General features: G+C 66.3%; 19 protein-coding genes. 3 read left to right on the plus strand and 16 right to left on the minus strand.

Annotation, left to right across the window (positions count from 1 at the left end):
* Positions 1–176: 176 nt before the first annotated feature.
* Positions 177–1859: a Na+/H+ antiporter gene (locus tag HLH36_RS00855; protein WP_182984631.1), complete on the minus strand. Its 1683-nt coding sequence runs from the start codon at positions 1857–1859 to the stop codon at positions 177–179.
* 263 nt (positions 1860–2122) lie between these two features.
* On the opposite strand from HLH36_RS00855, the gene gabT reads away from it, so the two are divergent.
* Positions 2123–3394, plus strand: coding sequence for a 4-aminobutyrate--2-oxoglutarate transaminase (gene gabT / locus HLH36_RS00860; protein ID WP_182984632.1), 1272 nt, complete (start codon positions 2123–2125; stop codon positions 3392–3394).
* A gap of 214 nt (positions 3395–3608) precedes the next feature.
* Here gabT and HLH36_RS00865 read toward each other — a convergent pair whose 3' ends face one another.
* From HLH36_RS00865 to HLH36_RS00910, 10 genes are all read right to left on the minus strand, one after another.
* Positions 3609–4901 (minus strand): DEAD/DEAH box helicase, encoded by a 1293-nt coding sequence (locus HLH36_RS00865; protein WP_182984926.1) that lies wholly within the window; start codon positions 4899–4901, stop codon positions 3609–3611.
* A gap of 225 nt (positions 4902–5126) precedes the next feature.
* The gene (locus HLH36_RS00870; RefSeq protein WP_182984633.1) at positions 5127–6107 is read right to left on the minus strand and encodes a DarT ssDNA thymidine ADP-ribosyltransferase family protein; all 981 of its coding nucleotides are present in this window, start codon (positions 6105–6107) and stop codon (positions 5127–5129) included.
* Positions 6098–7009 carry a macro domain-containing protein gene (locus tag HLH36_RS00875; RefSeq protein ID WP_182984634.1) on the minus strand — a complete coding sequence of 304 codons (912 nt, stop codon included), beginning with the start codon at positions 7007–7009 and terminating at the stop codon, positions 6098–6100. The genes HLH36_RS00870 and HLH36_RS00875 overlap by 10 nt, the downstream gene beginning before the upstream one ends.
* Before the next feature lie 369 nt (positions 7010–7378).
* The gene (locus HLH36_RS00880; protein WP_182984635.1) at positions 7379–7945 is read right to left on the minus strand and encodes a redoxin family protein; all 567 of its coding nucleotides are present in this window, start codon (positions 7943–7945) and stop codon (positions 7379–7381) included.
* A complete protein-coding gene (locus HLH36_RS00885) occupies positions 7942–8481 on the minus strand; it encodes a MauE/DoxX family redox-associated membrane protein (protein WP_182984636.1) in 540 nt (179 codons plus the stop codon). The genes HLH36_RS00880 and HLH36_RS00885 overlap by 4 nt, the downstream gene beginning before the upstream one ends.
* A 79-nt stretch (positions 8482–8560) precedes the next feature.
* Positions 8561–9076, minus strand: a complete 516-nt coding sequence (locus HLH36_RS00890; RefSeq protein ID WP_182984637.1) for a hypothetical protein — start codon at positions 9074–9076, stop codon at positions 8561–8563.
* A 38-nt stretch (positions 9077–9114) separates the two neighbouring features.
* On the minus strand, positions 9115–9675 hold the full coding sequence (locus tag HLH36_RS00895; protein WP_182984638.1) for a methylamine dehydrogenase light chain: 561 nt from the start codon (positions 9673–9675) through the stop codon (positions 9115–9117).
* Positions 9676–9723: 48 nt separating this feature from the next.
* On the minus strand, positions 9724–10341 hold the full coding sequence (locus HLH36_RS00900) for a thioredoxin domain-containing protein (protein ID WP_246376263.1): 618 nt from the start codon (positions 10339–10341) through the stop codon (positions 9724–9726).
* Positions 10338–11498 (minus strand): amine dehydrogenase large subunit, encoded by a 1161-nt coding sequence (locus tag HLH36_RS00905; RefSeq protein ID WP_246376265.1) that lies wholly within the window; start codon positions 11496–11498, stop codon positions 10338–10340. Before HLH36_RS00905 ends, HLH36_RS00900 begins: the two co-directional genes overlap by 4 nt.
* A gap of 82 nt (positions 11499–11580) precedes the next feature.
* Complete coding sequence (locus tag HLH36_RS00910; RefSeq protein ID WP_246376267.1) at positions 11581–14163, minus strand: TonB-dependent receptor; 2583 nt, start codon at positions 14161–14163, stop codon at positions 11581–11583.
* A 303-nt stretch (positions 14164–14466) separates the two neighbouring features.
* Here HLH36_RS00910 and HLH36_RS00915 point away from each other — a divergent pair, with 303 nt between their 5' ends.
* The gene (locus tag HLH36_RS00915; RefSeq protein WP_182984640.1) at positions 14467–15411 is read left to right on the plus strand and encodes a LysR substrate-binding domain-containing protein; all 945 of its coding nucleotides are present in this window, start codon (positions 14467–14469) and stop codon (positions 15409–15411) included.
* Positions 15412–15492: 81 nt separating this feature from the next.
* Here HLH36_RS00915 and HLH36_RS00920 read toward each other — a convergent pair whose 3' ends face one another.
* The 3 genes from HLH36_RS00920 to HLH36_RS00930 form a co-directional block, all read right to left on the minus strand.
* Entirely contained in the window at positions 15493–16272 is a 780-nt protein-coding gene (locus tag HLH36_RS00920) for a sulfotransferase family 2 domain-containing protein (RefSeq protein ID WP_246376268.1), read from the minus strand.
* Between the two features lie 139 nt (positions 16273–16411).
* The gene (locus HLH36_RS00925) at positions 16412–17665 is read right to left on the minus strand and encodes a lipase family protein (RefSeq protein WP_182984641.1); all 1254 of its coding nucleotides are present in this window, start codon (positions 17663–17665) and stop codon (positions 16412–16414) included.
* Positions 17666–17711: 46 nt separating this feature from the next.
* Positions 17712–18500 carry a class I SAM-dependent methyltransferase gene (locus HLH36_RS00930; protein WP_220792650.1) on the minus strand — a complete coding sequence of 263 codons (789 nt, stop codon included), beginning with the start codon at positions 18498–18500 and terminating at the stop codon, positions 17712–17714.
* A 293-nt stretch (positions 18501–18793) separates the two neighbouring features.
* Between HLH36_RS00930 and HLH36_RS00935 the strand changes: the two genes are divergently transcribed.
* Positions 18794–20200 carry an amino acid permease gene (locus tag HLH36_RS00935; protein ID WP_246376269.1) on the plus strand — a complete coding sequence of 469 codons (1407 nt, stop codon included), beginning with the start codon at positions 18794–18796 and terminating at the stop codon, positions 20198–20200.
* Positions 20201–20209: 9 nt separating this feature from the next.
* On the opposite strand, the gene HLH36_RS00940 is transcribed toward HLH36_RS00935, so the two are convergent.
* Entirely contained in the window at positions 20210–22462 is a 2253-nt protein-coding gene (locus HLH36_RS00940; protein ID WP_182984642.1) for a TonB-dependent receptor, read from the minus strand.
* A gap of 81 nt (positions 22463–22543) precedes the next feature.
* Complete coding sequence (locus HLH36_RS00945; RefSeq protein ID WP_182979917.1) at positions 22544–23341, minus strand: AraC family transcriptional regulator; 798 nt, start codon at positions 23339–23341, stop codon at positions 22544–22546.
* Between the last annotated feature and the right edge of the window lie 71 nt (positions 23342–23412).

The raw sequence follows: 23412 nt of genomic DNA on the forward strand, positions 1-23412 counted from the left end.
GCAGGGCCTGAGAGCCCTGGGTGCCGGTTTTCTTCGGCACCAGCAGTTTGAGACAAGGGAAAGCCTGCCCGGCACCGTGGGCTGGTGAGTGGGAGCGGCCTTGATGGCCGTGAGCAGCGAAGCGCGGGAAACGCGCGCCGGACCGCCACCAGCGCGCGGTGACGGGCAGGCTTTCTTCAGCCTACGCGGGGGAGGCTTCTGGCCCGGTTCCTGAGCACCTGCTCCTCGTAATCCATCTCCTGCATCAGGAGGGATTCGGTCTCGTCATTGATATACTGGGCGTCTCGCAGATTACGCAGTTCGATCCGCGAGGTGCGCAGGTTGTTCAGGCGCAGGGCCAGTTCCAGGCGCATGCGGCGGATCGAGGTGATCTGGGCCACGCTGGCCTCGCCATTGCTGTTGCGGCGGAGCTGGTTCAGCCGGTTTTCATATTCCTGCATCAGCCGGGCGATGATCTCGATGCGCATTTCGCCGGCCTCGTCGCGTGTCTTGGCGCGCGTGGTCAGGGTCTGCTGCTCGTCACGCATGGCACGCAGCATCGTGCGCACCAGGACCAGCCGCGCCCAACTGACTTCCCGCGCCTGGGGGTCGACCATTCCGTCCATCAGGCCCCTGGTCAGCCAGGGCAGCGAGAAGCTGGCCGTCAGCAGCGATACCAGGATCACCCCCACCGACACGGTGACCAGCAGGTCGCGCGCCGGAAAGCCCGCAACCCCCTCTGCCGCCTGCGGCAATGACAGCACGGCCGCCAGCGTAACGGCGCCACGCACGCCCGCGACGGTGCTGACCAGCAATCCGCGCCAGCCGGGCCAGCGGAACACGCCGTGATCGTGCCGGGCGCGCCAGGCCGCGATGCCCAGGATCAGCGCCAGCCCGGCCGCGCGCAGGATGCACATCGCCCCATGGATGGCGACGATCAGCAGCAGCAGCATCCATGGCGAGCGGTCGGCGGCGCGCACCAGCGCCATGCCGTTGGTCGCCAGGGCCGGCAGTTGCAGGCCCAGCAGCAGGAAGATGACGGAATTGAAGATGAAGCCGACCATGTCCCACATCGTGCGGGCCTGGAGGCGGGTCGTGATCTGGGTTTCCTGCAGCACGCCCGTCAGCTTGATGGTCATGCCGCCCGCCACCGCCGCCAGGATTCCCGAGCAGCCGACCGCCTCGGCCGACATGTAGGCGGCGAAGGGCAGCAGCAGCATGAAGGTGATCTGGGTCGGCGGGTCGTCATAGCCCCGGGCGAGCAGGATCTTGTCCAGCCGGGCCGCCGCCAGGCAGACGGCGATGCCGATCGCGATGCCGCCCAGCGACAGCAGGCTGAAGGTGGTCAGCGCACCGCGCAGCGAGAAGGCGCCCGTCATGGCGGCGACGGTGGCGAAGCGGAAGCAGACCAGGCCCGAGGCGTCGTTCAGCAGGGATTCACCTTCGAGCATATGGACGATGGTGCGCGGCACCGATGTGCCCAGCATGCCGCCCACGGCCACGGCATCGGTCGGTGACAGGACCGCCGCCAGCGCGAAGCAGACCGGCAGCGGCATGGGGGGCAGCATCCAGTGGATGGCGTAGCCGCACAGGATGGTCGTCGCCAGCACCATGGGCCCCGCCAGGGCGAAGATGATGGTGCGCAACTGGCCGAATTCGCGCATCGGCATATGGAACGCGTCGCGGAACAGCAGCGGCGGGATGAACAGCAGCATGAACATGTCCGGGTCGAGCGCGACATGCAGCCCGGCGATCGACCCCAGCACGCCCAGGGCGATCTGCAACAATGGCAGGGGGACCGGAACGGGCATCAGGCGGGCGGCCAGACTGCTGAAGGCCGCGACGAATAACAGGATCAGGCTGAGGATGACGTCATGCATGGGCGGTCCCGGGCTCGTGCCCCCGCTTCGGCGCGCGAGGCAGGCACCACCCCCGGTCCGAAGTGCGCGCACCATACACACGCCCCCTCATGCTGACCATTCTGGGGCGCCATGACAGGATGGTGACAGAAAGGCACCACCGACGACCGACAAGGCGTCTCCCGCGCCGGGCATGCGGACAGTACAAGCGCCGTCGGTATGGCGTCGGTGGCGGCGCCCCTCCCCCCGCGATCGGGCCTTTCAGACAACGAGGACAGGCGACCATGTCATCCAGCAATTCCGCCCTTCAGGCGCGGCGCGAGGCGGCTGTGCCGCGCGGCGTCGGCTCGGCCACCACCATCCATGCCGCCCGCGCGGAAAACGCCGAATTGTGGGATGTCGAGGGCAGGCGCTACATCGATTTCGCCGGCGGGATCGCGGTGCTGAATGTCGGCCATCGTCACCCGAAGGTGATGGAGGCGGTGCGGCGGCAGCTCGACCTGTTCACCCATACCGCGTTCCAGGTTGCGCCCTACGAATCCTATATCGCGCTGGCCGAGCGGCTGAACGCGCTGGCCCCCTTCCCCGGCCCGGCCAAGACCATCCTGTTCACCACCGGCGCCGAAGCGACCGAGAACGCGGTGAAGATCGCCCGCGCCGCCACCGGGCGCAGCGGCGTGGTGGCCTTTACCGGCGGGTTCCATGGCCGCACGCTGCTGGCCTCGGCCCTGACGGGCAAGGTGCAGCCCTACAAGGCGCCGTTCGGCACCATGCCCGGCGGGGTCTATCACCTGCCCTTCCCGGCCGGTGATATCTCGGTCGCTGAGAGCCTGCGCGCGCTCGACCTGCTGTTCGCAGCGGATATCGACCCGGCGCAGGTTGCCGCCATCATCATCGAGCCCGTGCAGGGGGAAGGCGGTTTCCGCCCCGCCCCCACCGAATTGCTGCAAGCCCTGCGCGCGGTCTGCGACACACACGGGATCAAGCTGATTGCCGACGAGGTGCAGACCGGCTTTGCCCGTACCGGCAAGCTGTTCGGTATCGAGCTTTCCGGCGTGGCGCCCGACCTGGTGTGCGTTGCCAAGTCGCTGGGCGGCGGCATGCCACTGTCGGGCGTGATCGGCCGGGCCGAGCTGATGGATGCCGTGGGCCCCGGTGGGCTGGGCGGCACCTATGCCGGCGCGCCGCTGGCCTGTGCGGCCGGGTTGGCGGTGCTGGACGTGATTGCCGAGGAAGGATTGGTGGAACGCGCCAACGTGATCGGCGCGCGCATCCGCGACCGGCTGGACGCCCTGCGCGGCAAGCCGGGCCTGGTGCCCTTCAGTGCCGCGCGTGGGCCCGGTGCGATGATCGGCTTCGATATTCTGGAAGCCGATGGCAAGACGCCCCGCAAGGGTGGCGCCGGCACCATCTGCGCCCGTGCCGCCGAACGTGGGTTGATCCTGCTGTCTTGCGGTGTGCTGGGCGAGACTGTGCGCATTCTGGTGCCCCTGACCGCGCCTGACAGCGTGATCGAGGAGGGGCTGGCGATTATCGAGCAGGCTCTGGCGGGGTGAGATGTGGGGAGGCTGTTTTGGAAAGATCCGTTTTTGACGGGATTTTTTGGAACAGCCTCTTCTTTTCCCGGACTATTTGCCGGGAGGGCTTGAATCCAGGGCGCTGCCCTGGACCCGGCAGGGCCTGAGGCCCTGCACCCCAATCATTTGATAACGAATGGGGCTCCAAAGGGCGAACTGCCCTTTGGTGGGTTCAAGGGCAGCGCCAGCCTGATCAGGCTGCCCCGGCAGTCGCCTTGGCTGCTGCCCGCGCGGCCTGCTTCTCTTCCTCGGTCCAGACTTTGCGCTCGCGCTTCTGCTGCGGCTTGACTTCCTTGGGCGGCGCGCCGCCCAGCAGGGGCGGACGCATGGTCGAGTTGCGCGCCGCTTCCGAATGCCACGGGTGATCGTCCTGAACGGTCAGGGTGCGACCGATTTCCCGCTCCACATCCCGCAGCCAGGCGCGCTGCTCGGCATCGCATAGCGTGATGGCGAAGCCGTTGCGCCCGGCGCGGCCGGTGCGGCCGATGCGGTGGACATAGCTTTCCGGCAGGCTCGGCAGGTCATGGTTGAAAACATGCGTGACGGTATCGACGTCGATGCCGCGTGCCGCGATATCGGTCGCCACCAGGACCTGCGCGGTACCGGCGCGGAAGGCATCGAGCGCGCGCTCCCGCTGGCCCTGCGACTTGTTGCCGTGCAGGGCCTCGGCCGTGATGCCGGCCTCGGTGATAAAGGTGCAGACTTCATTGGCGATGTTCTTCTGCAAGGTGAAGACCACGGCCTGGCCCATGCCGGGCGTTTGCAGCAGTTCCAGCAATGCCGCCTTCTTGTCGGCAGCATCGACGAACATGACCGATTGCTCGATCCGGTCGACGGTGGTCGAGGGCGGGGCGATCTCGACCTTCGCCGGGTCGCGCAGGAGGCTTTCGACCAGTGCCGCGATGGATTTCGGCATCGTGGCCGAAAACAGCACCGTGTGCCGGTCCTTGGGCAGCGTCGCGACGATGCGCTCGATCGGCTTGGCGAAGCCCATGTCGAGCATCTGGTCGGCCTCGTCCAGCACCAGCGCTTCGAGTTGCGACAGGTCGCACAGGTCCTGATTGATCAGGTCCAGCAAGCGCCCCGGCGCGGCCACGATGATGTCCACGCCTTCCTTGAGCGCATTGATCTGGTGAAACTGGCTGACGCCGCCGAAGATCGTCGTCACGCTGAAGTTGAGGTGGCGACCGAAGCTTTCGAAACCATCGGCGATCTGCGAGACCAGTTCGCGCGTGGGCGCGAGGACCAGGACGCGGGCACCGCCCTTGGGCGCCGGGCGCGGAGACGCGGCCAAGCGATGCAGCAGCGGCAGCGCGAAGGAGGCGGTCTTGCCCGTGCCGGTCTGGGCCATGCCCAGCAGGTCGCGACCTTCCAGCAGCAGCGGGATGGACTGGGCCTGGATCGGCGTGGGGGTGACATACCCTTCTTCGGCCAATGCGCTCAGCAGGGCCGGTGCCAGGGAGAGATCGGCGAACGTCATGGACATGGTCAAGCGGCGCCTCCGGCGCTTAGGTCAAGGCTGCGCCTGTTCGGGCTTCGCTGGTTGGGGAGGCAGGTTCTACGGAGGATGTTGCAGCGCGTCAACGCGGAGATGAGGGGCGGTGGCTTTTCCCTCCGCCCGTGCCTGTCATAGGCCCTACCCGCTGAACCACCGCGCCGGCGGGGAAACGTCAATCAGATATTAGATATTTAGCCGCCTCGTAGCCGACCGTCAGAACAAAACTGGTTTAAGCGGAATCAGCGCGTCATAGGCTAAATGGCCCTCGATATCGACGCGCACTCGGTAGATGCCATCGGCAAGCGGATGCTTATAGATCCAGCGTCCTTGGGCCGGGGTCGCTGCTAGATCGGCATGATCGAAACGCGCCACGTGATTGCCAAACTCTGTCCAGAGCTGGATCGTGATCGCGACGCCACGACCATCGTGGCGCCGGTTGAGCGCAAACACCACGCCCTCATGCGTGAGCCCGATGTCCTGGACGAAGCTATAGCGCTTCTCGAATACTTTAAGTGCCTCGGACACATGACAAGCCTCGGCCCAACGCGCACGATGCGGCCCAAGCAGGTGAAGCAACGTGTCGCGCTCAGGCTCCGAGCGAAGGAAAACTGCGCGCAGGCACTGACCCAGGTCGAGTGGCGAGGTCGGCAGTACCTCAGCACAACGATGCGAGGGGATCGTCTCGTCGCCACCAGTCGGGCCTTCATGATAGACTTTGTCGAACGGAATTTGACCGAAATAGGCTTCGTCGTCGCCCGCGACGGCTTCGCCGCGCTGCATGTTTCGGTCGCAGAAACGCGTGCCCGGCATCGTCAGGATACGCTGCGCGTCGAGGATCAGCATGACGAGTACCGGCGCGTGGGTCTCATCGCCGAAGCGACATTCCCCCGGTTTGCGGACGCCTTCGATATGGAACTGAGTTGGAGTCTTGGGCCGGAAATAGAGTCGGACACGGTCGTGGGCATGATCGCGCGCCGCGTTGACCTCTCGCGCGGCGACATCCCGCGGTTGCAGGTTCTCCGGGTCGTTGCGCGAACGCAGCATGCCTGAAGCAAGAATTGCTGCGGCATTCTCAAGCGGTGCATGGTGGAACAAATATGCGGGCCAGTAGCGTCGGTGGTTGTACCAGGGTCGATCAAGCTTGGCCTGCCAACACCCGATGTGTGCCGCGACGAACGCGTTGCTCAGTGCCATGCAAACGCGGTTTGGCTAGGTGGAAGCGCAACTGGCGACAGTTCATGCCAAGTTGTTACGCGCTCGACGGCGAGTTCGGGATCGGAGGCGTCCTTGCGCTGAATCTCGATCGGCCGGATGCCAGGGAGCATGCTGAGCATTGTCACTAGCTGGGCGCCCGCATCGCGCGCGGTCCAGCCAGCGCGGTCCTGGGTCACCACCCCCGATTGAAGTTCAAGCCACACTCCGCGTAGAGCTTCCTCCTCGAATTGCCACCGGGTATCAGCTGTCTCGATCGTTAGCACGTCGGGTTCATTCATCGCAGCGCGGAACGGTGCCTCACTGCCGAGTTCGACCAAACGGTCCCCACCGAGATCGACGACCTGATGTAGCGCGCGCAAGAAACCCTCAAACGACGGTTCGGGCACAGCCGAGCGACGAAGCGCGTCGGCGATCGCCTCCAGATGCTCGGGCAAACCAATATCCTTGGTGAAGTCGTGGATATAGACCTTGATTGGTAGGCGGCCAAGATAGGCTTCCATCACAGGCCGGACCTCGTCCCAATCGAGATTACCATTGCCGCAGCCCAGTTTGGGGAACGAGATCTCGGTGATGCCTTGCGATTTGTAGGCTAAGACAAATTTGGCAAGCCCCGCCTCGATCCATTCGAGCTTTGAGGAGTTCCGCCAGTGCTGCTTGGTCGGGAAATTAAGTACCCAGCTCGACGAGCCGCGCCAGAGCCATAGCTTGCCAGGCTCGAGAAGATGCTGGCCACAAATGCGTTTATAGGCAGCGAACATCTGAGGTTCGCGCTCCTTGAAGGCCTGCGCTAAGCCCTTGCCCATCACCCCCACGCAATTGACAGTGTTGACAAGTGTCTGAGCACTCGACTCAAGAAGGCTGGTACGCCGGTAGATCAGCATGCGGGAGAACTCGCCGATCCTGATCTGAGCATGTCGATTATCCTTGCAGGGTCTCAGCGGCAATGCTGGAACAAAATTAGAACCTCTTATACCTCTCGACAGACCGCCTGTCCAGAAATGGCGCCGCAGCGACATCACCGCCTAAGCGGCTTCATCCTTTTCAAAGCCGTCCCATCCCTCGACGAAGGGCAGGCCCGGCGCGCAGCTGACGTCAAGCTGCTATGCTGCATGGCCGCTTTCGAGATCGAATTGACGCGCCTCCAATGACAGATATGACGCGAAAACGGACGGAACGTTTCCTTCCATTCGACTGGGTTTCCAAAGGGCGACTGCCCTTTGGTGGGTCCAGGGCAAAGCCCTGGCCGTGCTTCATGCCGCCGCGGAACGGCCGGGCACGGTGGGTAGCAGGGCTTCGACCTGGCGGCGGGTGTTGACTACGTCGCGGGCGAGGATGGTGCCGTTGTCGTCGAGCAGGACCAGGGTGGGGAGGCGGTTGACTTGCAGGACCAGGCCGAGTTCGACGCCGGTGATGAAGGGGATGTTGGTGAGGGCGAGGCGGTCGCGCATCGCGGTGAGTTCGGGGGGGGCGCCGTCGCCGACGAGGACGGGGTCCAGGCCGCGTTCGCGGGCGACGTCGAGGGCGATGGGCAGGACGCGTTTGCAGACGGGGCAGTCGGCGCCGACGAAGAGGAGCATGCGGATGGTGCCGGCGGGCAGGCGTTCGCCGATTGGGAAGGGGGTGCCGTCGAGCGTGCGCATGGTGATGCGGGGGATGGGTTGGCCGACGTCGAGGCCGCGCTGGGGGTTTTGCTGGCCGATGGGGGCGATGCGTTCGTGCAGGATGCCGATCTGGCGTGCGAGGGCCAGCACCACCAGCACCAGGGCGACGATGGCGGCGAACAGCAGCACCTGCGACACGATCAGGGCAGTCATCATGCGGAATGTTCCTCGGGGGCGGGGGTGGCCGATATCAGGTGCGACAGGGCGATGGCGAGTGCCAGCAGGCAGGCGCCGGCGGCCAGGGCCTGGTAGCGCAGCAGCAGGGAAGCAGGCTGGCCCGTGAGGGCGGGCAGCAGGGAGGCGGGGGCCAGCAGGGCGCTGCGGGCGACGGCGCCCCAGGAGAGGCGGGCGGCTGCCATGCCGGGCAGGCAGCCGCAGGAGAGGTCGGTCCGGCCGCGCAGCAGGTTGATGGCCATGGCGAGGGCGAACAGCACGAACAGCAGGGCGGCGCCGAGGCCGGCCGTGAGGGGGGCGAGGCCGGCCAGCAGGGTGGCGCCCATGGCGGTTTCGGCCCCGGCGAGGGCCCAGGCGGTGGATTCCAGCAGGGCGGCGGGCACGAGCCGGTAGGCGGCCAATGTGGTGAGGAAGCCGTCGTGATCGCGCAGTTTGGCGAGGCCGGCGGCGAACAGGAGCGTGCCGATGCCGCCGGCCACCAGCGTGCCGGCGAGAGGGAGGATGGTGGGGCCGGTCATGAATGGGCCCCGTGATGGAAAGAATGTGTCATCTGCCTCGTCCGTTGCCGGTCTGCCGCCTGCCCTGTTCGGGGCGCCATTATTGGCCCTCGCGCGCCGCCTGCGCCACATCATAACCGTGCAGGCCGGCCGCGGCCGGGCAGGCGCGGGTGACGGCGCGCACGATCTGCGCGCGGTAGCTGTGCAGGTCGGCCACGCGCAGGGGGTTGGCGCGCAGGGCGGCGATTTCGGCGGTGGTGTAGGGGCGGCTGTTGGCGGGCACGCTGGCGCCGCCGAAGGTGAAGACCACGAAGTTCATCATCCGGGCCAGATCCTCCGACGAGAGGTTGGCGAAGGCGACATTGGGCAGGCGGACGAGATAATCCCGCCCCTCGGGCGTGCAGAGGAAATAGCCGACCTGGCCGGCGAGATCGGGGACGACCTCGCGCCCCGAACGGCCCTGTATGCCGTGGCAGCCGCCGCAGCCCACCAGGTAATGGCCCTGTGTCGCCGGGATGACGGGCAGCGCGCCCGCCATGGGGGCGGCACGGGCCAGCCCCAGCACGGCGAGGGCGGGCAGGAGGATGAGGGAGAGGATCGGGAATCGCTGACGCATCGCCGTCCGGCGCCACCCGTGGGCGGTGGCCCTGCCCTTCATCCGGCCTGGCCGATGATGGCGGCGGTCGAGCAATGATAGGCGGTCGAAGCCGTGCCGAAGCACCAGATGATGTCGTTGCTGGCCTGGGGACGATAGATCGGCATTTCGCGATCGGCGGTGTTGCAGTCGCAGGATTTGGGGGCGGCGCAGATATTGCGGCCGCAGCAGTCGCGATAGGCGATGACGTAGGAGCGGCCATCGTCGGGGTTGCGGCAGGTGCCGATCCAGGAGACGGGCGAGGGTTGGGTGCCCGGCGGGCAGGTGTGGATGCCGCCGCCGCAGCAGCCGCACAGCACGCCGTCGATGGCGCAGTGGCGCCAGTAATTGCATTTGGTCGGGTCGGTGCCCTGCGCCCGGCGTTCGAAATCGGTCAGGGTGGCGGCCGGGTTGGGGGCGGGGGTCGGCGCGGCGTCGGCCCGGCGCACCGGCAGCAGCGGGAAGGCGGGGGCCACCGCCATGGCGGCCCCCATGCGCCCCAGCACGCCGCGCCGCGAGGAGCGGGCCGCCAGCCGGCGCGTGACGGCTTCGCCCAGCGTGTCGAGAAAGGAAACCGGCATTGGCGTGTTACTCCTGAAGGGTCCGGAGGCCGGGGCGGGCCGGCGCGATCATGCCGCGTGGGGCCGCGCGTCCAGATAGGATTGCACCGAGACGTGGCCCGTTTCCCCGGCCACAACGAGGCTTTCGAGATGTTCGCGGTTATTGACCAGGCCCTTGGCCACGATCGTGCCCGATGCATCGAGCAGCAGGGCGAAGGGCAGCTTGTCGATGCCGAGGATGCGCCCGATCTCGGGATCGTTGACGAAGCGTGAGGGTACCAGCCCGAAGCGGGCGACCAGATCCTGCTGCATGGCGTCGGTATCGTCGCCCAGGCACAGCAGGGCGATGGCCTCACGCCGCACGAAATCCTGGGCGATGGGCAGCATCTTGCGCGAGATGGGGCAGGTACCGGACACGAACAGCAGCAGCGTGCGCGTGCCCTCGGGCCGGGGGCCGCCCACCGTCAGCATGGTGCCGTCCAGCGCGCGCAGGGGGTGGGCCGGGAGCGTCTGGCCGGGGGACGGGCCGCCGGACGTCATCAGCGCGCCGACCGGCGCCACCTTGGCGAACAGATGGCGCATGCGGCGGAACAGCAGCGCCAGCACCGGCACGAGCGCCAGCAGCAGCAGCCAGTCCAGCGCCTGGGCCCAGGCCAGGACGGTCATCGACGCAGGCTGGTCCATCATCCGTTATGGCCGGGCATGAGGTCCGGCGCCACGATCATGGATTCCGCATGGGCCTCGACCGTGCGGCGGACGGCGCCGGAGCGCGCGTCGAGCACCGTCATGGTGCCGTCCTGCGACGTGGCGTAGAGCAGCGGAGCGGCGTCGCCGCTGACGGCGATGCCGCGCGCGGGCTGCGGCAGGTCGATGCGGTGCAGCAGCGTGTGGCGGATGGGATCGAGTTCCCACACCTCGGTGCCGTCGGTCTTGTGCGTCCAGTGCGGGCCGACATGCATCAGCACGAACAGGTGGCCGCTGGCGCGGTTCCAGGCGAAGGGCTGCTTGCCGCCGGGGCGCCAGGCCTGTTCCTGCACGCCGGTGCCGGCGACGGGCTGGCCGGCCGCTGCCTGGATGGACCAGGGGGCGGCGATCTCGGGCTTCTGGCCCAGCGTGACGTTGTAGACCTTGCCGGTATAGGAGATGAACAGGGCCTGGCCGGTCGCGTGGTCGACCAGCCCCTGCTCGAAGATCGGGTCGTTATTGGCGTCGAAGAACGGGGCGCTGTGGGTGACGGTCGGCTTGTCGCCCGCATAGCCCACATTGGTCAGCGAGCCGTCGCCGCACAGGCTGGAGAACCCGCCCTGCTTCCACGGAAAGACCAGGGCGCAGCCGGGGATGTCGACCGTGTGGGCCACCGCGCCCTTTGCCAGATCGACGATCGTGACCGAGGTTGCCGGGCTCATGTCGAACACATAGCCCCATTTGCCGTCGGGGCTGACATCGAAATCCTGGCCCTTGTAGACCGCGAGCGCGCGGGGCGGCAGCGTGATCTCGCGCCGCAGGGCCAGGGTGTGGGCGTCATATTCCTGGATCAGGTCCTGGCGCGTGCCGTGATCGACGCGCGACCAGATCGTGTCGGCGACATAGAAGGTGCGCCGGTCGGGCGAGAGCGCGATATTGCCCAGGATGCTGGCCGGCACGGTGCCCAGAATCCTGCCGGCATCGGCATCGTAGATCGTGTAGGATTCGCGATCGGTCGCGGGCAGGACCCAGTGCGCGCCGACCGGCGGCAGGGTTGCGACGTCGCTCTGTTCGGCCTGCAGGACCGGCGGCGCGGCCAGGGCACTGCCCGCCGGCACCGCCAGCATGGCGGCCATTGCAGCACGGCATGTGGTCTTCATGTTCCAACCCACCATCGCGGCTTTCCTGCCCCCTGTTGAACGTGGCGTGTCCGGACCGCATGGCCCGGACACGCGTCCCTGATCAGTATTCGGCGCTGATCGTGCCGAAATATTCGCGCACCGCGCCGCGCTCCAGCGACTGGTAGTCGCCGCCGTCGCCGGACTGGCCGCCGATGGGGAAGCCGTTTTCGCCCATCATCGCGATATATTTCTGGTTGAAGAGGTTATAGACCTCGAACGCCAGCGTCACGTTCTTCAGCACGCTGAGATTGCCGAAGCGGTATTTGGCGCCCAGATTGGCCATCCAGTACGGCGAGATGTGGGTGTCGTTCATGTACGAGAAATAGCGCTTGCCGTAGTAGTTCACATCGAAATGCGCCGATGCGCCCTTGTACTCGTAGGACAGGCTGGTCTTGTACATCACCTGCGGATAGGCGAGCATCTTGGTGCCCTTGATGTCGCAATCGCCCGCGAGCGGGCAGATATTGACGTGGTCCGCATAGGTGAAGTGGTTGTAGCTGATCGAGTTGGTCCAGGCGAGGCCGCGCGCCAGCCCCTCGAAGGGTTGCAGGGTCAGCGCGGCGTCCATGCCCCACATCACCGCGTGCTTCGAATTGACCACCGAGGTGATCGGATTGTTCAGCGAACCGACCGAGGCCGAGATCAGGCGGTTGTAGACGTCGGAATGATAGCCGTCGATCGAGGCCTGGAGCTTGCGCGAGGTGTAGCGGTAGCCGACGACATAGGTGAAATCACGCTCGTTCGGCAGGCTGTGCTGAAGGGCCTTGAACGCGTCCTGCGACGACACCGCCCAGGGCGAGACCGATCCGCCCGAGGGGGCCACCATGAACGGGCGCATGTTCTCGGCGAAGTCGAAATAGACTTCGTGACCGCGTCCGAAATGATAATCGAGGTTGACCGCCGGCAGGAACGCGGCCGCCGACGTCATCGACCCGCTGGGCAGGCCGGAATCCACGCCGACGCCGGTGCCGTAGCCGGCATCGACATTGCCATAGTTCGCACCGCCCGCTGTCGTCTGCAGCATCGAGCGGAAACCGTACGTCACCGTCAGCCCTTCCACCGGACGCCAGGCGTCCATGACATGGAACTGGAAGCTGTTGGTGTTCCACGTGAAGCCATAGCCCTGCTGGAACGCGGCGCCATAGGTGGTGTAGGGGCCGACCGTCTTCAGCGGGGCACCCTGGCCGTAGACCGGCTCGTTGTACCAGTACAGGCCGGCGCGCTGGGAATTGTTCTCGTACCAGCCGCCGACATTGATGGTGTGGCGACCGATATGCCAGGTGAAGGCGCTGGTGAAGCCGAAGCGGCGATAGGCGTTCTGCCACACTTCCTCCGACAGCGGCGCGCCGGTGCCCGGCGACTGCGTCCAGGGATCGCCATAGGTCGCATCACCGTCGAACGCGCCGGCGTAGAAGACCGTGTTCCAGCGCAGGGCGTTGGTCAGCGCCAGGTCGGCGTCGATGCCGCCCAGATAATCCCGCGTCGACTGGCCCGCGTCGTAATAGGCGGTGCCGACACCTTCGTTCGTGTTCTGCCACGAGGCCGGAATGGTGGGCGTGGTACCGGCGGGGAAGACCAGCGGCGTGCCGCTGCCGACATCATAGGTGCCGGGGCCGGTACAGGCCGGCGTGCAGGTGCCGCTGTTGCCGGCGCCATTCATCCACGCATATTCGGAGGCATTGTAGGCGCCCCGGTAGTTCGGCGCCCAGGATTCGGTCCGCCAGCCGGCGTTCTGGAGAATGCTCAGCGACTTGTCGGCGTAGCCCCAGACCTCGGCGTCGTTCCAGTTGAACATCGCGGTGATCCGGCTGTCATGGCCGATCGGCTGGACGAGCTTGCCGTTGACCGTCTGCATGAAGCCCGGCGTGTCGGCATCGTATTTCCGCTCGTCCGACCGTGAGTAGGCGGTGTAGAATTTCGTCCCGGTCTGGTTCAGCGCGCCGCTGTCGACGCGCGCATAGGTGCGCAGCGTGCCGTAGCTGCCGAAGACCTGCGACACCTTGGCGCCGGCCTTGTCCTTGGGATCGGAGGTATGGAAGCGCATCGTGCCGCCCAGGCTGGAATTGCCCGGCAGGTCCACGCCGCCCGCGCCCTGCGAGGTCTCGACGCCCGCGATGTCGTCCGAAATCCAGGCATCGGCGATATTGACGCCGTTGACGCTGGTATAGGTCTGATCGTTCAGCGGGATGCCGTCCAGCGTCATCCCGATCGAATCCTGGAAGAAGCCGCGCACATAGACGCTGGTGCCCCAGGTATCGATGCCGAGCGGATCGCTGGAACTGAAGCTGACGCCCGGCAACTGGCCGACCGCCTTGAGAATGTTCGTGCCCGCGACCTGCGATTCCAGCATCGCGCGGCTGATGCTGGCTTCGGCGCCGTGCGAGACATGGCGGCTGGCCGTGACGTCGAGCGCCTCGGCCGCCGCGCGGGGAGCGGCGGTGGGGCGCACGGAGACATGCGTACCGCCGGACGACGCGGCGGGCGCCGCGGCCTTCGCCGCGCCGTGGCGCGCATGGACCGGCTTCTTCGCGGACGGGGCCGATGACGTGGCGGGCTGGGGCGCCGTCCGGGCGAATGCCGGGGCGCCGATCATGCTGCCGACGACACCGCCCAGGACCGCCGTTCCGAGAAGTCGCGCACGCAAGAATTGTCCGTTTCGTACCCAAACCCGTCCTGATCGCATATGCCGTCTTTCCCCCAAACGCCGCGTCGCGCGTCCCCGAATCCCCGGTTGCCCGCTTCAATTCAGTCTCGAAACAAGAAAGTTCCGTTGACAAGATAATTTGTTCCGGGACGTCCGCTTTTGGCGAAACAGATGCACCCGCGACACACCCGTTAACCCATCGAAATAATATGTAAAAGTTGCCTTCGTTGCCATTGTGGTGACCAAAAGGCACCACTATCCTGTTCCGGAGACCCGTTCGTTTCCTCCCGTTTCCGGCATGCCATGGCAGACAGACGCAATTTTCCGCCCTTTGGGCCGCTCCGTGCCTTCGATGCGTTCGGCCGCACGCGCGGCATCCGTCGCGCGGCCGAATGGCTGCAGATCGACCACGCCGTCGTCAGCCGCCATCTGCGGGCGCTGGAAAAATGGGCCGGGGTGCCGCTGCTGGACCGGGCCGGCGGCGGGCTGACCGAGGCGGGCCGGATCTATCACGACCGGATCGCCACGGCGCTGGACGAGATCGCCCGTGCGACCGAGGCACTGCGCGCCGGCGACCTGCCGCAACTGAGCGTGTGGTGCGTGCCGGGCTTCGCCTTTCACTGGCTGGTGCGCCGGCTGGGGAATTTCCGCGCCGAATATCCGGATATCGACCTGCTGCTGCGCCCGACCGACGCGCGCGCGCGCTTCTGGTCCGACGGTGTCGATGCCGATATCCGCTACCAGATCGACGGCAAGCCCCACGAATCGCAGCCGGGCATTCGCCGGGCGGAGCTGGCCCGGCCGCCGGTCTTTCCCGTCGCCAGTCCGGATTTCCTGCGCCGGGCCGGACCGATCCGCGCGGTCGGCGACCTGCTGTCGCACCCGCTGCTGGCCGAGGAAGACAGCAACGAATGGCTGACCTGGCTGGCCCGGCAGGGGGTGGCGGCGCCCTCCATGATCCCGGCGGTGCGGCTGTGGCATGCGCATCTGGTACTGGCGGCGGCGCGGGAGGGCCAAGGCGTAGCCCTGGCCAATCCGTTCCTGCTGGAAGACGATCTGCGCAACGGGACGCTGGTGCGGGTGGGGCCGCCGGAGGCACCGTTCGACGGCGTTGCGATCGGCGCCTATACGCTGTTCATCCCCGAAAACAGTTGGGAGCGCCCGGCGCTGCTGCGGCTGCGGTCCTGGCTGATGCATGTTGCCGGGGCGTTTCTGCCCCCCAAGGAGCCGCCTGCCGGCGGAAGCTGAGCAGCCGGGGGCATCAGGACGGGCGCGTCGGAACCTCAACCAGAGGATGCGGGCCGGCTCGCCGCCAGCGCGTATTTTCCGTCAGGCTTCCAGGCGGCCGAACAATGCGATGTCCTGGCGGTAGATGGCCTGGATGCGTGCCCGCTGCCGGTCGGTCGGCACCAGGGAATGGGGCCGGCCTTCATTCAGGCGAGGCAGGCGGATGGGGCCCAGTTCCGGCATCAGGTCTGACAGGTGCGCGACATCCTGGATGCGCAGCAGGTGGCGCACCGCCGGCTTGCCGGCCCGGCCGGTGACGTACCAGGATTGCGGGCGGAAGATATGGTCCATTCCGTAGACCGAACGTGCCTGTTCGACATGATCGAGCGCATCGTCCAGCGACTGGAAGCCCATATAGCGGTCGCGGAAGGCGGGTGCGACCATGCGGTCGCGCGTGCCGCCGTTGCGGGCATAGCTGTAGGCCGACAGGAACCGCTCCACCGGGTCGCGCAGGATGGCGAAGCTGGGCAGGTCGCGCACCAGGTCCGGCACCACGCCCTGGAAATAGCGGATGGATTCGTGCGAGAGCGCGCGGCCATACAGCGCGGTGGCGATCGAAGTCCCGGCATTCTTGGGCACATGGACGAACAGGACGCCGCGCCGGGCGATCAGCGCCATGCGTTCGCGCCGCTTGACGCCCATGGGCAGGCGGATGCCGGCCCGTGCCGTCCATTCATGGATGTCGGTCGGCAGGCGGAAGCCCATGAGGCGGGTGACATGCGCGAAGGCCCGCGCGGAAGACGAGACGACGGGCGCCCGGTCGAAGGCACTGCTTTCCTTGACCGCCGGCAGGGGTGACATCGTCTTCTGATGGGCAGCCATGGTTTGTCCTCCGGTCGAAACAGGTGAACAGGACCCTAGCAGCGGAAGCGGGCATGGAAAGCCATGGAGCCCATCATGTTACAATTGGAAATTATTTGTACAAGTGGAAATAATTCTTCGGCGCAATGCCTGTCTTTCTCTATTCCCCTGATAAGGAAGACATATTTTTGCCGGGTTCTTTTGGTTCGGCCTCTGGCCGGCGTGCGACGGGTGCGCAGTCCGGCGTGACGGGCGTGCCGCCCATGACCGAACGGGTGAAGACAGCGGAATCGGGCAGCGACGCCATCACCGTCTGCGAATGATCCAGCCCCCGATAGAGATGGGCCTGCACCGTCGTGCCGGCCCGGCATGCGTCGCGCACCAGCAGGAGTTGCCCCTGGGGCGCGACGTCGCGGTCTTCGCTGCCCGTCCCGACGAAAAGCGGCGCCGCCAGCTTGAGGGTTGGAAAGGCCATGGCCTTCAGCGCAGGGGCCAGGGCGCGCGGCAGGGTCGGCCGGAAGCTGTTGGCCCGTGTCAGCCCGTCATCGCGCACGATGTCCAGCAGGGCGGGAAGACATTGTTGCGACGCCGCATGGAAGGCGTGCATCGCCCGGGGGGTGAAGGCCTCCGCCGGATCGAAGGACGGGTCGAGGCCCGCCGACGATGCCGCGATCAGCAGGGCATAGGCCACGACCGGGTCCACCTCCCCTTTTGGCGTCTTTCCCGCCGCGCCGTGGGGCCCGGCCATGAGGGACTTCGCGATCTGGGGCGTCATGTAGGGAATGCCGGTCGCCACCGTCCCCCTGATATCGAGCGCCGGCGCATAGGACGGCGCATAGGACGCGGCGGCGAAGGCGGCGCCCGCGCCCTGCGACTGGCCGACGATCATGACCGTATTGCGCAGGTGCGGCAGGCCCGACAGGGCGGCGCGCACGCCGTCCAGCACGCTGTAGGCCGCGGCGCGGGCATTGAGGTAGGGATGGGTGCCGCCGCTGCCCAGCCCCTGATAGTCGGTCGCCACGATGGCGAAGCCCCGGTGCAGCCACGCGCCCAGATAATCCTGGTCCCGCACCGAATGCGGATTGCGCGAGGGGGCGCAGGCCATGGCGATGCCCACCGTGCCATGCGCCCAGGCGACGATGGGCCAGCCGCCGGGCGGCGGCGAACCGGCGGGATAGAGGACCTCGCCAGTGACGGGCACGAGGCCGGTGCCCGTCACCCCGTCGGTGGAGAGATAGGTGATGGCCAGCGCCTGCCCCGCCCCCGGAACGCCGTTGGCCGGGTCGAGCGGCGCCTGCCCGGTCAGCGTGCCGACGGCACGGATGGCGGGAGCCGGCGGTGCGCGGAGGGGCACGGCCTGGCAGGCGGCAAGAGCGGGCAGACATGCCGCCATCAGGAGAGAACGCAGGTTCATGACATGGCCCCGATCCTTGCTGTCGCGCCCGGCCGGCGCGGGGGAATTAGCGCGCCGGCTTGCGGAATTTCAGCACGACCTGGTCGGTATGGCCGCGGATCGCGGGATCGAAGACCGGCAGGTCGTGGGTGTCGTCCGGATTGGCGAGCACCTTGCTCTCGCTTTCGAAATGGAAGCCGGCGGCCTGGACCTGCTGGCGGATGATCGCCGGGTCGATCCGGTGCAGCTTCGCCACGTCGCCCCCTGCCCCGGGATTGGCCACATGGTCGATCACGATGAACGCGCCGCCCGGACGCAGGGCGGCGAAGACCGATCTGTCGAACGCCAGCGCGGCGTCGGGGCCGCCAGCATAATAGATGTCGTGATAATTCTGCGACGTCCACACCAGGTCGAGCCGCTTCGGCACCTGGATCGCGTCCAGCGGCTGGACCAGGACCGAGACATTGGCGAATACCGGCATGGCGGCAATGGCGTTGACCGCATCGGCCGCCGCCGGCTTCTTCGCCACCAGCCAGGTCGGGACGATGGCCCAGACATGCCCGTCGCCACCGACCACGTTGCTGAACAGGCGGGTGAAATAGCCCTTGCCGGGCATGATGTCGGCGACGTTCATGCCGCGCTTTAGGCCGGCGAAGGCGAGCAGGCTGGCGGGCTTGCGATCCGCATCGAGGGCGACGTCCTCGTCCGGCCGGTCCTTGCTGGCGACGGCGGCGGCGATGCCGACCGCGGCACCGCGCCGGCCCTGATAGAGGGGAGATTGCGCGCAAGCCGGCACGATGGCGGCGGCGACAACCGTACCCATCATGACGGTGGCGAGAAGACTGCGAACGGCCATGCCTTGTTTCTCCATACCCGCGCCACTGCGGCGCGCCGGCGGCCGGTCTGCCGCCCTGTCAACCGCCGGGAGGGTCGGGGCCGGATCGGCCTGCCCTGCCGGGACCTGCGAGGAGCATAAAACCGATTGGGAACAGGCGAAAGGCCATGGGACATGACCGGATTCAACGGCCCGCCCGCCCGAGCGTTCCTGCCCCCGTTCCCCGTTCCCCGTTCCCGCCCATGACATTTCGATACCGATATCTATAATCGGACCCGACAGGCCCCGGAAGAGCAGGACAGGACACCACGCCGATGACCGAACAGCCCGCGCCCTCCGTCCTGCACAAGCGGCATGTGGCCATGATCTCGATCGGCGGGGTGATCGGCGCCAGCCTGTTCGTGGGCTCTTCCGCGTCGATCGCCACGGCGGGGCCGGGGGTCTTCCTGTCCTATCTGCTGGGCGGGCTGATCATCCTGTGCGTTACGCGCATGCTGGGGGAAATGACGGTGGAGGCGCCGCGGGCCGGATCGTTCGTGGCGCATATCCGCCGGGGGCTGGGGACGCGTGCCGCCTTCCTCGGCGGCTGGACCTATTGGGTGATGTGGGCGACGATCCTGGGGATCGAGACGATTGCCGGCGCCAGTTTCCTGGCCCCGTTCGTGCCCCTGCCCTTCCTGGCGATCGAATGTGCCGTGCTGGGGGCCATGACCGCGATCAACCTGTTCTCGGTCCGGGGGTATGGCGAATTCGAATACTGGTTTTCCATGACCAAGATCTTGACCATCGTGCTGTTCATGGCGCTTGGCGTGGCCGTGCTGGCCGGGGTGGGGCACCGGCATGTCGACATGGCGGCCAACCTGATGGCGGGCGGCGGGCTGTTTCCGCATGGCGGCTTTGCCGTGATGGCGAGCATTCCGGCCATCATGCTGTCCATGTCCGGGACCGAGATCACGACCATCGCCGCCACCGAATCCAGCCATCCGGCCGACAGCGTGCGCCGGGCCGCGCGGTCGGTCGTGATCAAGATCCTGGTCTTCTATCTGGGGTCGATCGGGCTGATCCTGTGCCTGATGCCGTGGAACCGGATCGTGCCCGGCCATTCGCCGTTCCTGGCGGCGCTGGAACATGTGGGCCTGCCCTATGCCCCCATGCTGATGACGGCGGTGATGCTGGTGGCCACGCTCTCGGCGCTGAATTCGGGCCTGTACATCACCTCGCGCATCCTGCGCGAACTGGCCGAGGCCGGCGATGCGCCGCGCTGCTTCGGCGCGCGCGGCGGCAACGGCACGCCGCGCGTGGCGATCCTGGCCGGCAGCGCGGTGGCCGCGATCGTGGCGCTGGCGGGGATGGCGGCGCCGGGGAGCGTGTTCGCCTTCCTGGTCAGTGCCACGGGCACGTTCGTGCTGTTCGATTATGTGCTGGTGGCGCTCGCACAGATCCGGCTGCGGCGGGAAGCCGTCGCGCGGGACGCGCGGCCGGCGCTGCCGATGTGGTGCTTCCCGTTCCTGTCCTATGCCACGCTGGCCGTGCTGGTGATGTCGCTGCTGACCATGCTGGTCGCCAGCCCCGGCACACGGCGCGAGATCGTGCTGGGGGCGTTGACGCTGGGGCTGATCGTGCTGGCGGAGCGGGCGACGCTGGGGCTGCGCGACAGCGGACACGACGGTCGGGGCGCGAATGCGGCGTTGCAGGGCGACACGCTGGGCGCGCCGCCCTGATCCCGGCGATCAGAAATCCGTCGTGAAGGAAAATTTATAGGTCCGGGGCAAGCCTTCGAGCAGATAGCCGCCATAGGCCGACGCCCAGTAGCGGGCATTGCCCACATTATCGACACCGAAGCGTAGCGTGACCGGTTTGTGCGCCGTGACGAACGTATAGCGGGCCCCGAGGTCGAAGCGCGTCCAGACCGGCAGGTGCAGCGTGTTGGCGGTATTGACCCACTGCTTGCCGGTATTGACCACCCGGCCGGTGATGGTGCCCCCACGCAGGAACGGCAGATCATATTCGATATTGGCGTTGATCGAATAATTGGGCACGCCGATGGCACTATGGCCGTTCTGCAGCCCCCCGGCGGTACGCCTGAGATCCGCGTCGATCAGCGTGGCGCCCCCGTTGAAGCGCAGGCCGGGCATCAGTTCGCCGTTGACGTTCAGTTCCGCCCCGCGATTGCGCTGCATGCCGTCGACCGTGAAGATATACTGGCCACTGGTGCCATAGGCCGCCGTATAGGAATTGGGCTGCGAGATCTGATAGAAAGCCAGCGACGCCGCGAAACGCCCGATATCGTATTTCGCGCCGACCTCGTACTGCACCGAGCGATAGGGCGGAAAGACCTGTCCCAGATTGACGACATTGCCCGATGCCGTCGGCCCCTGCGAAAGGCCTTCGATCCGGTTGAAATAGATCGAGGTCTGGCGTGTCGGATGCACGACCAGCCCAACCACCGGCGTGATCGCCCCCTGATCGTAATCGGCATTGCGCGCCCCGCGTCCGGGAGCGTTATAGTCGAAACCGGCGACCATCAGGTTCTGGTACCGGAATCCGCCCGTCAGCGCCACGCGATTGTCAAAAAATGACATCGTGTCCGAGAAGAACAGACTATAGAGCCGTGTACCGCTGATCTGCTGGGGGTTAGCGACATTGCCCCCGGTCAGGGTCTGGTCTGGCGCCCCGGTATAGACAGGGTGATAGAGGTTCGTGGAACTGTAGGGCCATGCATAAGCGTAGGCACTGTCACTTTCTTCCCACAACGCGGAACCGCCGGCATTGATCTCGTGCTTGACCGGCCCGGTCGCGAAATGCGCACGCACGCCGCCGCGCGTACTCTTGTTGGTTTGCACATATGGCACATAGAGATTGCCGTTGGTGCTGTCACCCGTGCTTGCGTCATTGACCGTCAGGACCTGGTAATTGCCCTGCTCGTGCCCGCTCAGCCCACCGAAGGCGGCATAGAGCGTGACGTGCTTCGACAGGTCATGTTCGACATTGAGCATCCCGAAGATGTAGTTGAGATCGTTATATGTCCAGGGCTGACCGAAATTGGCGCCGGGCGAGACCGGGCGCGGAACATGCGTGACATCGGCGCCGAGGAAGATGGCCGGACGCCCCCAGTTGACGCCCTGATTTTGGAAATTCATATCCAAGCTCACGTGTGTCCGGTCATCATGCCAATCGAAATCGCCGCCGACCGCGACGGAATGGCGGCGTTCGTGCGCAATGGAATCGGTGCCATCCATACCCGCGACGTTGATGCGTGCGCCAAACGCATGGTCGGTACCGAAGCGCCGACCGACATCGACGCTGCCGCCCCCCATGGCGCTGCTGGCGTAATCGCCAGTCAGACGGGTGATCGGGGCATCGGTGGCGTGTTTGAATATCAGGTTGATATTGCCGCCGATCGCCGATCCGCCCGGCGCCGCGCCATTGAGAAAGGCGCTGGCCCCGTTGAGGACCTGCACCTGGTCATAAAGCTGCGGCGAGACGAGCTGGCGCGGCGTGATGCCATACAGGCCGTTGATGGCAACGTCATCGCCATAGACCTGAAAGCCGCGAATGATGAACATCTCGGAAAAATTACCGTAGCCATAGGTCGTGCGGACCGACGGATCGTTTTCCAGAACCTGGCCCAGCGTCTGCGACTGCTGATTCAGGATCAGGCTGGCATTGTAACTGCGGATGTTGAAGGGAACGTCGATCCCTTTCTTGTTGCCCAGGACGCCGAGCTGCCCGCCGCTTGAGACCTGCATCTGGTTGCGGCGCTTGGCCTCCACCACGATGGCCTCGTCCCGCGTCGCCTGCTTCACCGGTGCCGGCGCTGCCCCCTGTGCCGCATGCGTGGCGGCCGGCTTTCGGCCATCGGTCTGCGTGCTGTCGGCCGCGCGGGCGATCGCATGGGGCGACACGCCCGCCATCAATGCCAGCAATGCCAGATTGAAGGGCCTTTTATACCCGGAGCGGTTCGGACGACAGGGGTTGGGCATGATGGGGCACTCGCGATGCTGCGCCTCGACCGAGGCATTGAGGATATGATTTTGAAAAGATATTTATTGGAACAATCTTTTCTATATTTTTATACTTCCTCGGCAATACGCGCTGGGCGACATGCCGAAGATCCGGTGGAAGGCGGCGCTGAAGGCACTGGGGCTGTCGTAGCCAACATCGTAGGCAGCGGTCGTGACCGAATGCCCTTGCTCCAACAAGGCGATCGCCTCGATCATCCTGGCCTGCTGGCGCCAGCTGGCCAGGCCCATGCCTGTCTGTTCGCGAAACAGGCGCGTGAAGGTACGCCGCCCCATTCCGGCCTCGAGCGCCCAATGATCCAGGTCGCGCCCGTCGGTCGGGTTCAGCAGCAGGGCACGGCAGACACGCACCAGCCGCCGGTCGGAGGGCATGCTGATCTGCAACCCGACGCTGGGCATGCGATCCAGCTCGTCCAGCAGCAGGCTGGTCAGCCTGACCTCGCGCCCCTGCGGGGGATAGGGAAAGCGGAATTGCAGGACTTCATCGATCAGCGCGCGCACCAGTGGCGTGGTCTCGAACACATGGCAGCGATCGAGCCATTTGTTCAGCGTGTTGTCGACATAGAGCGTCCGGAACTGTACCGCCGCGCGGGTCGTCACCTGATGGTGGGTGCCACCCGGAATCCAGATGGCGCGGTTGGGCGGCAGGATATAGCTGGCCGAACCGGTCGTCACCGTGATGATGCCCGACAGGGTCAGGGCAAGCTGGCAGCGCTCATGGGCATGGAACGGATCGGAAAAACCCGGCGGATAATGATCGGCCAGCCCAACGACCGGGCTGGCATCATGCGGCAGATCGCTGCTGCGCTTGATCGGAAGGATCTTCGCCTGCGTTGACATTCTTCCCTCCCCTCCCTCACCCCGGTTTTTGGTGGCATTGGCTCATGACCATATCGTTACGTTAATAGGTC

It is taken from the genome of Gluconacetobacter aggeris (assembly GCF_014174395.1).
In the GTDB taxonomy this organism is placed as follows: Bacteria; Pseudomonadota; Alphaproteobacteria; order Acetobacterales; family Acetobacteraceae; genus Gluconacetobacter; species Gluconacetobacter aggeris.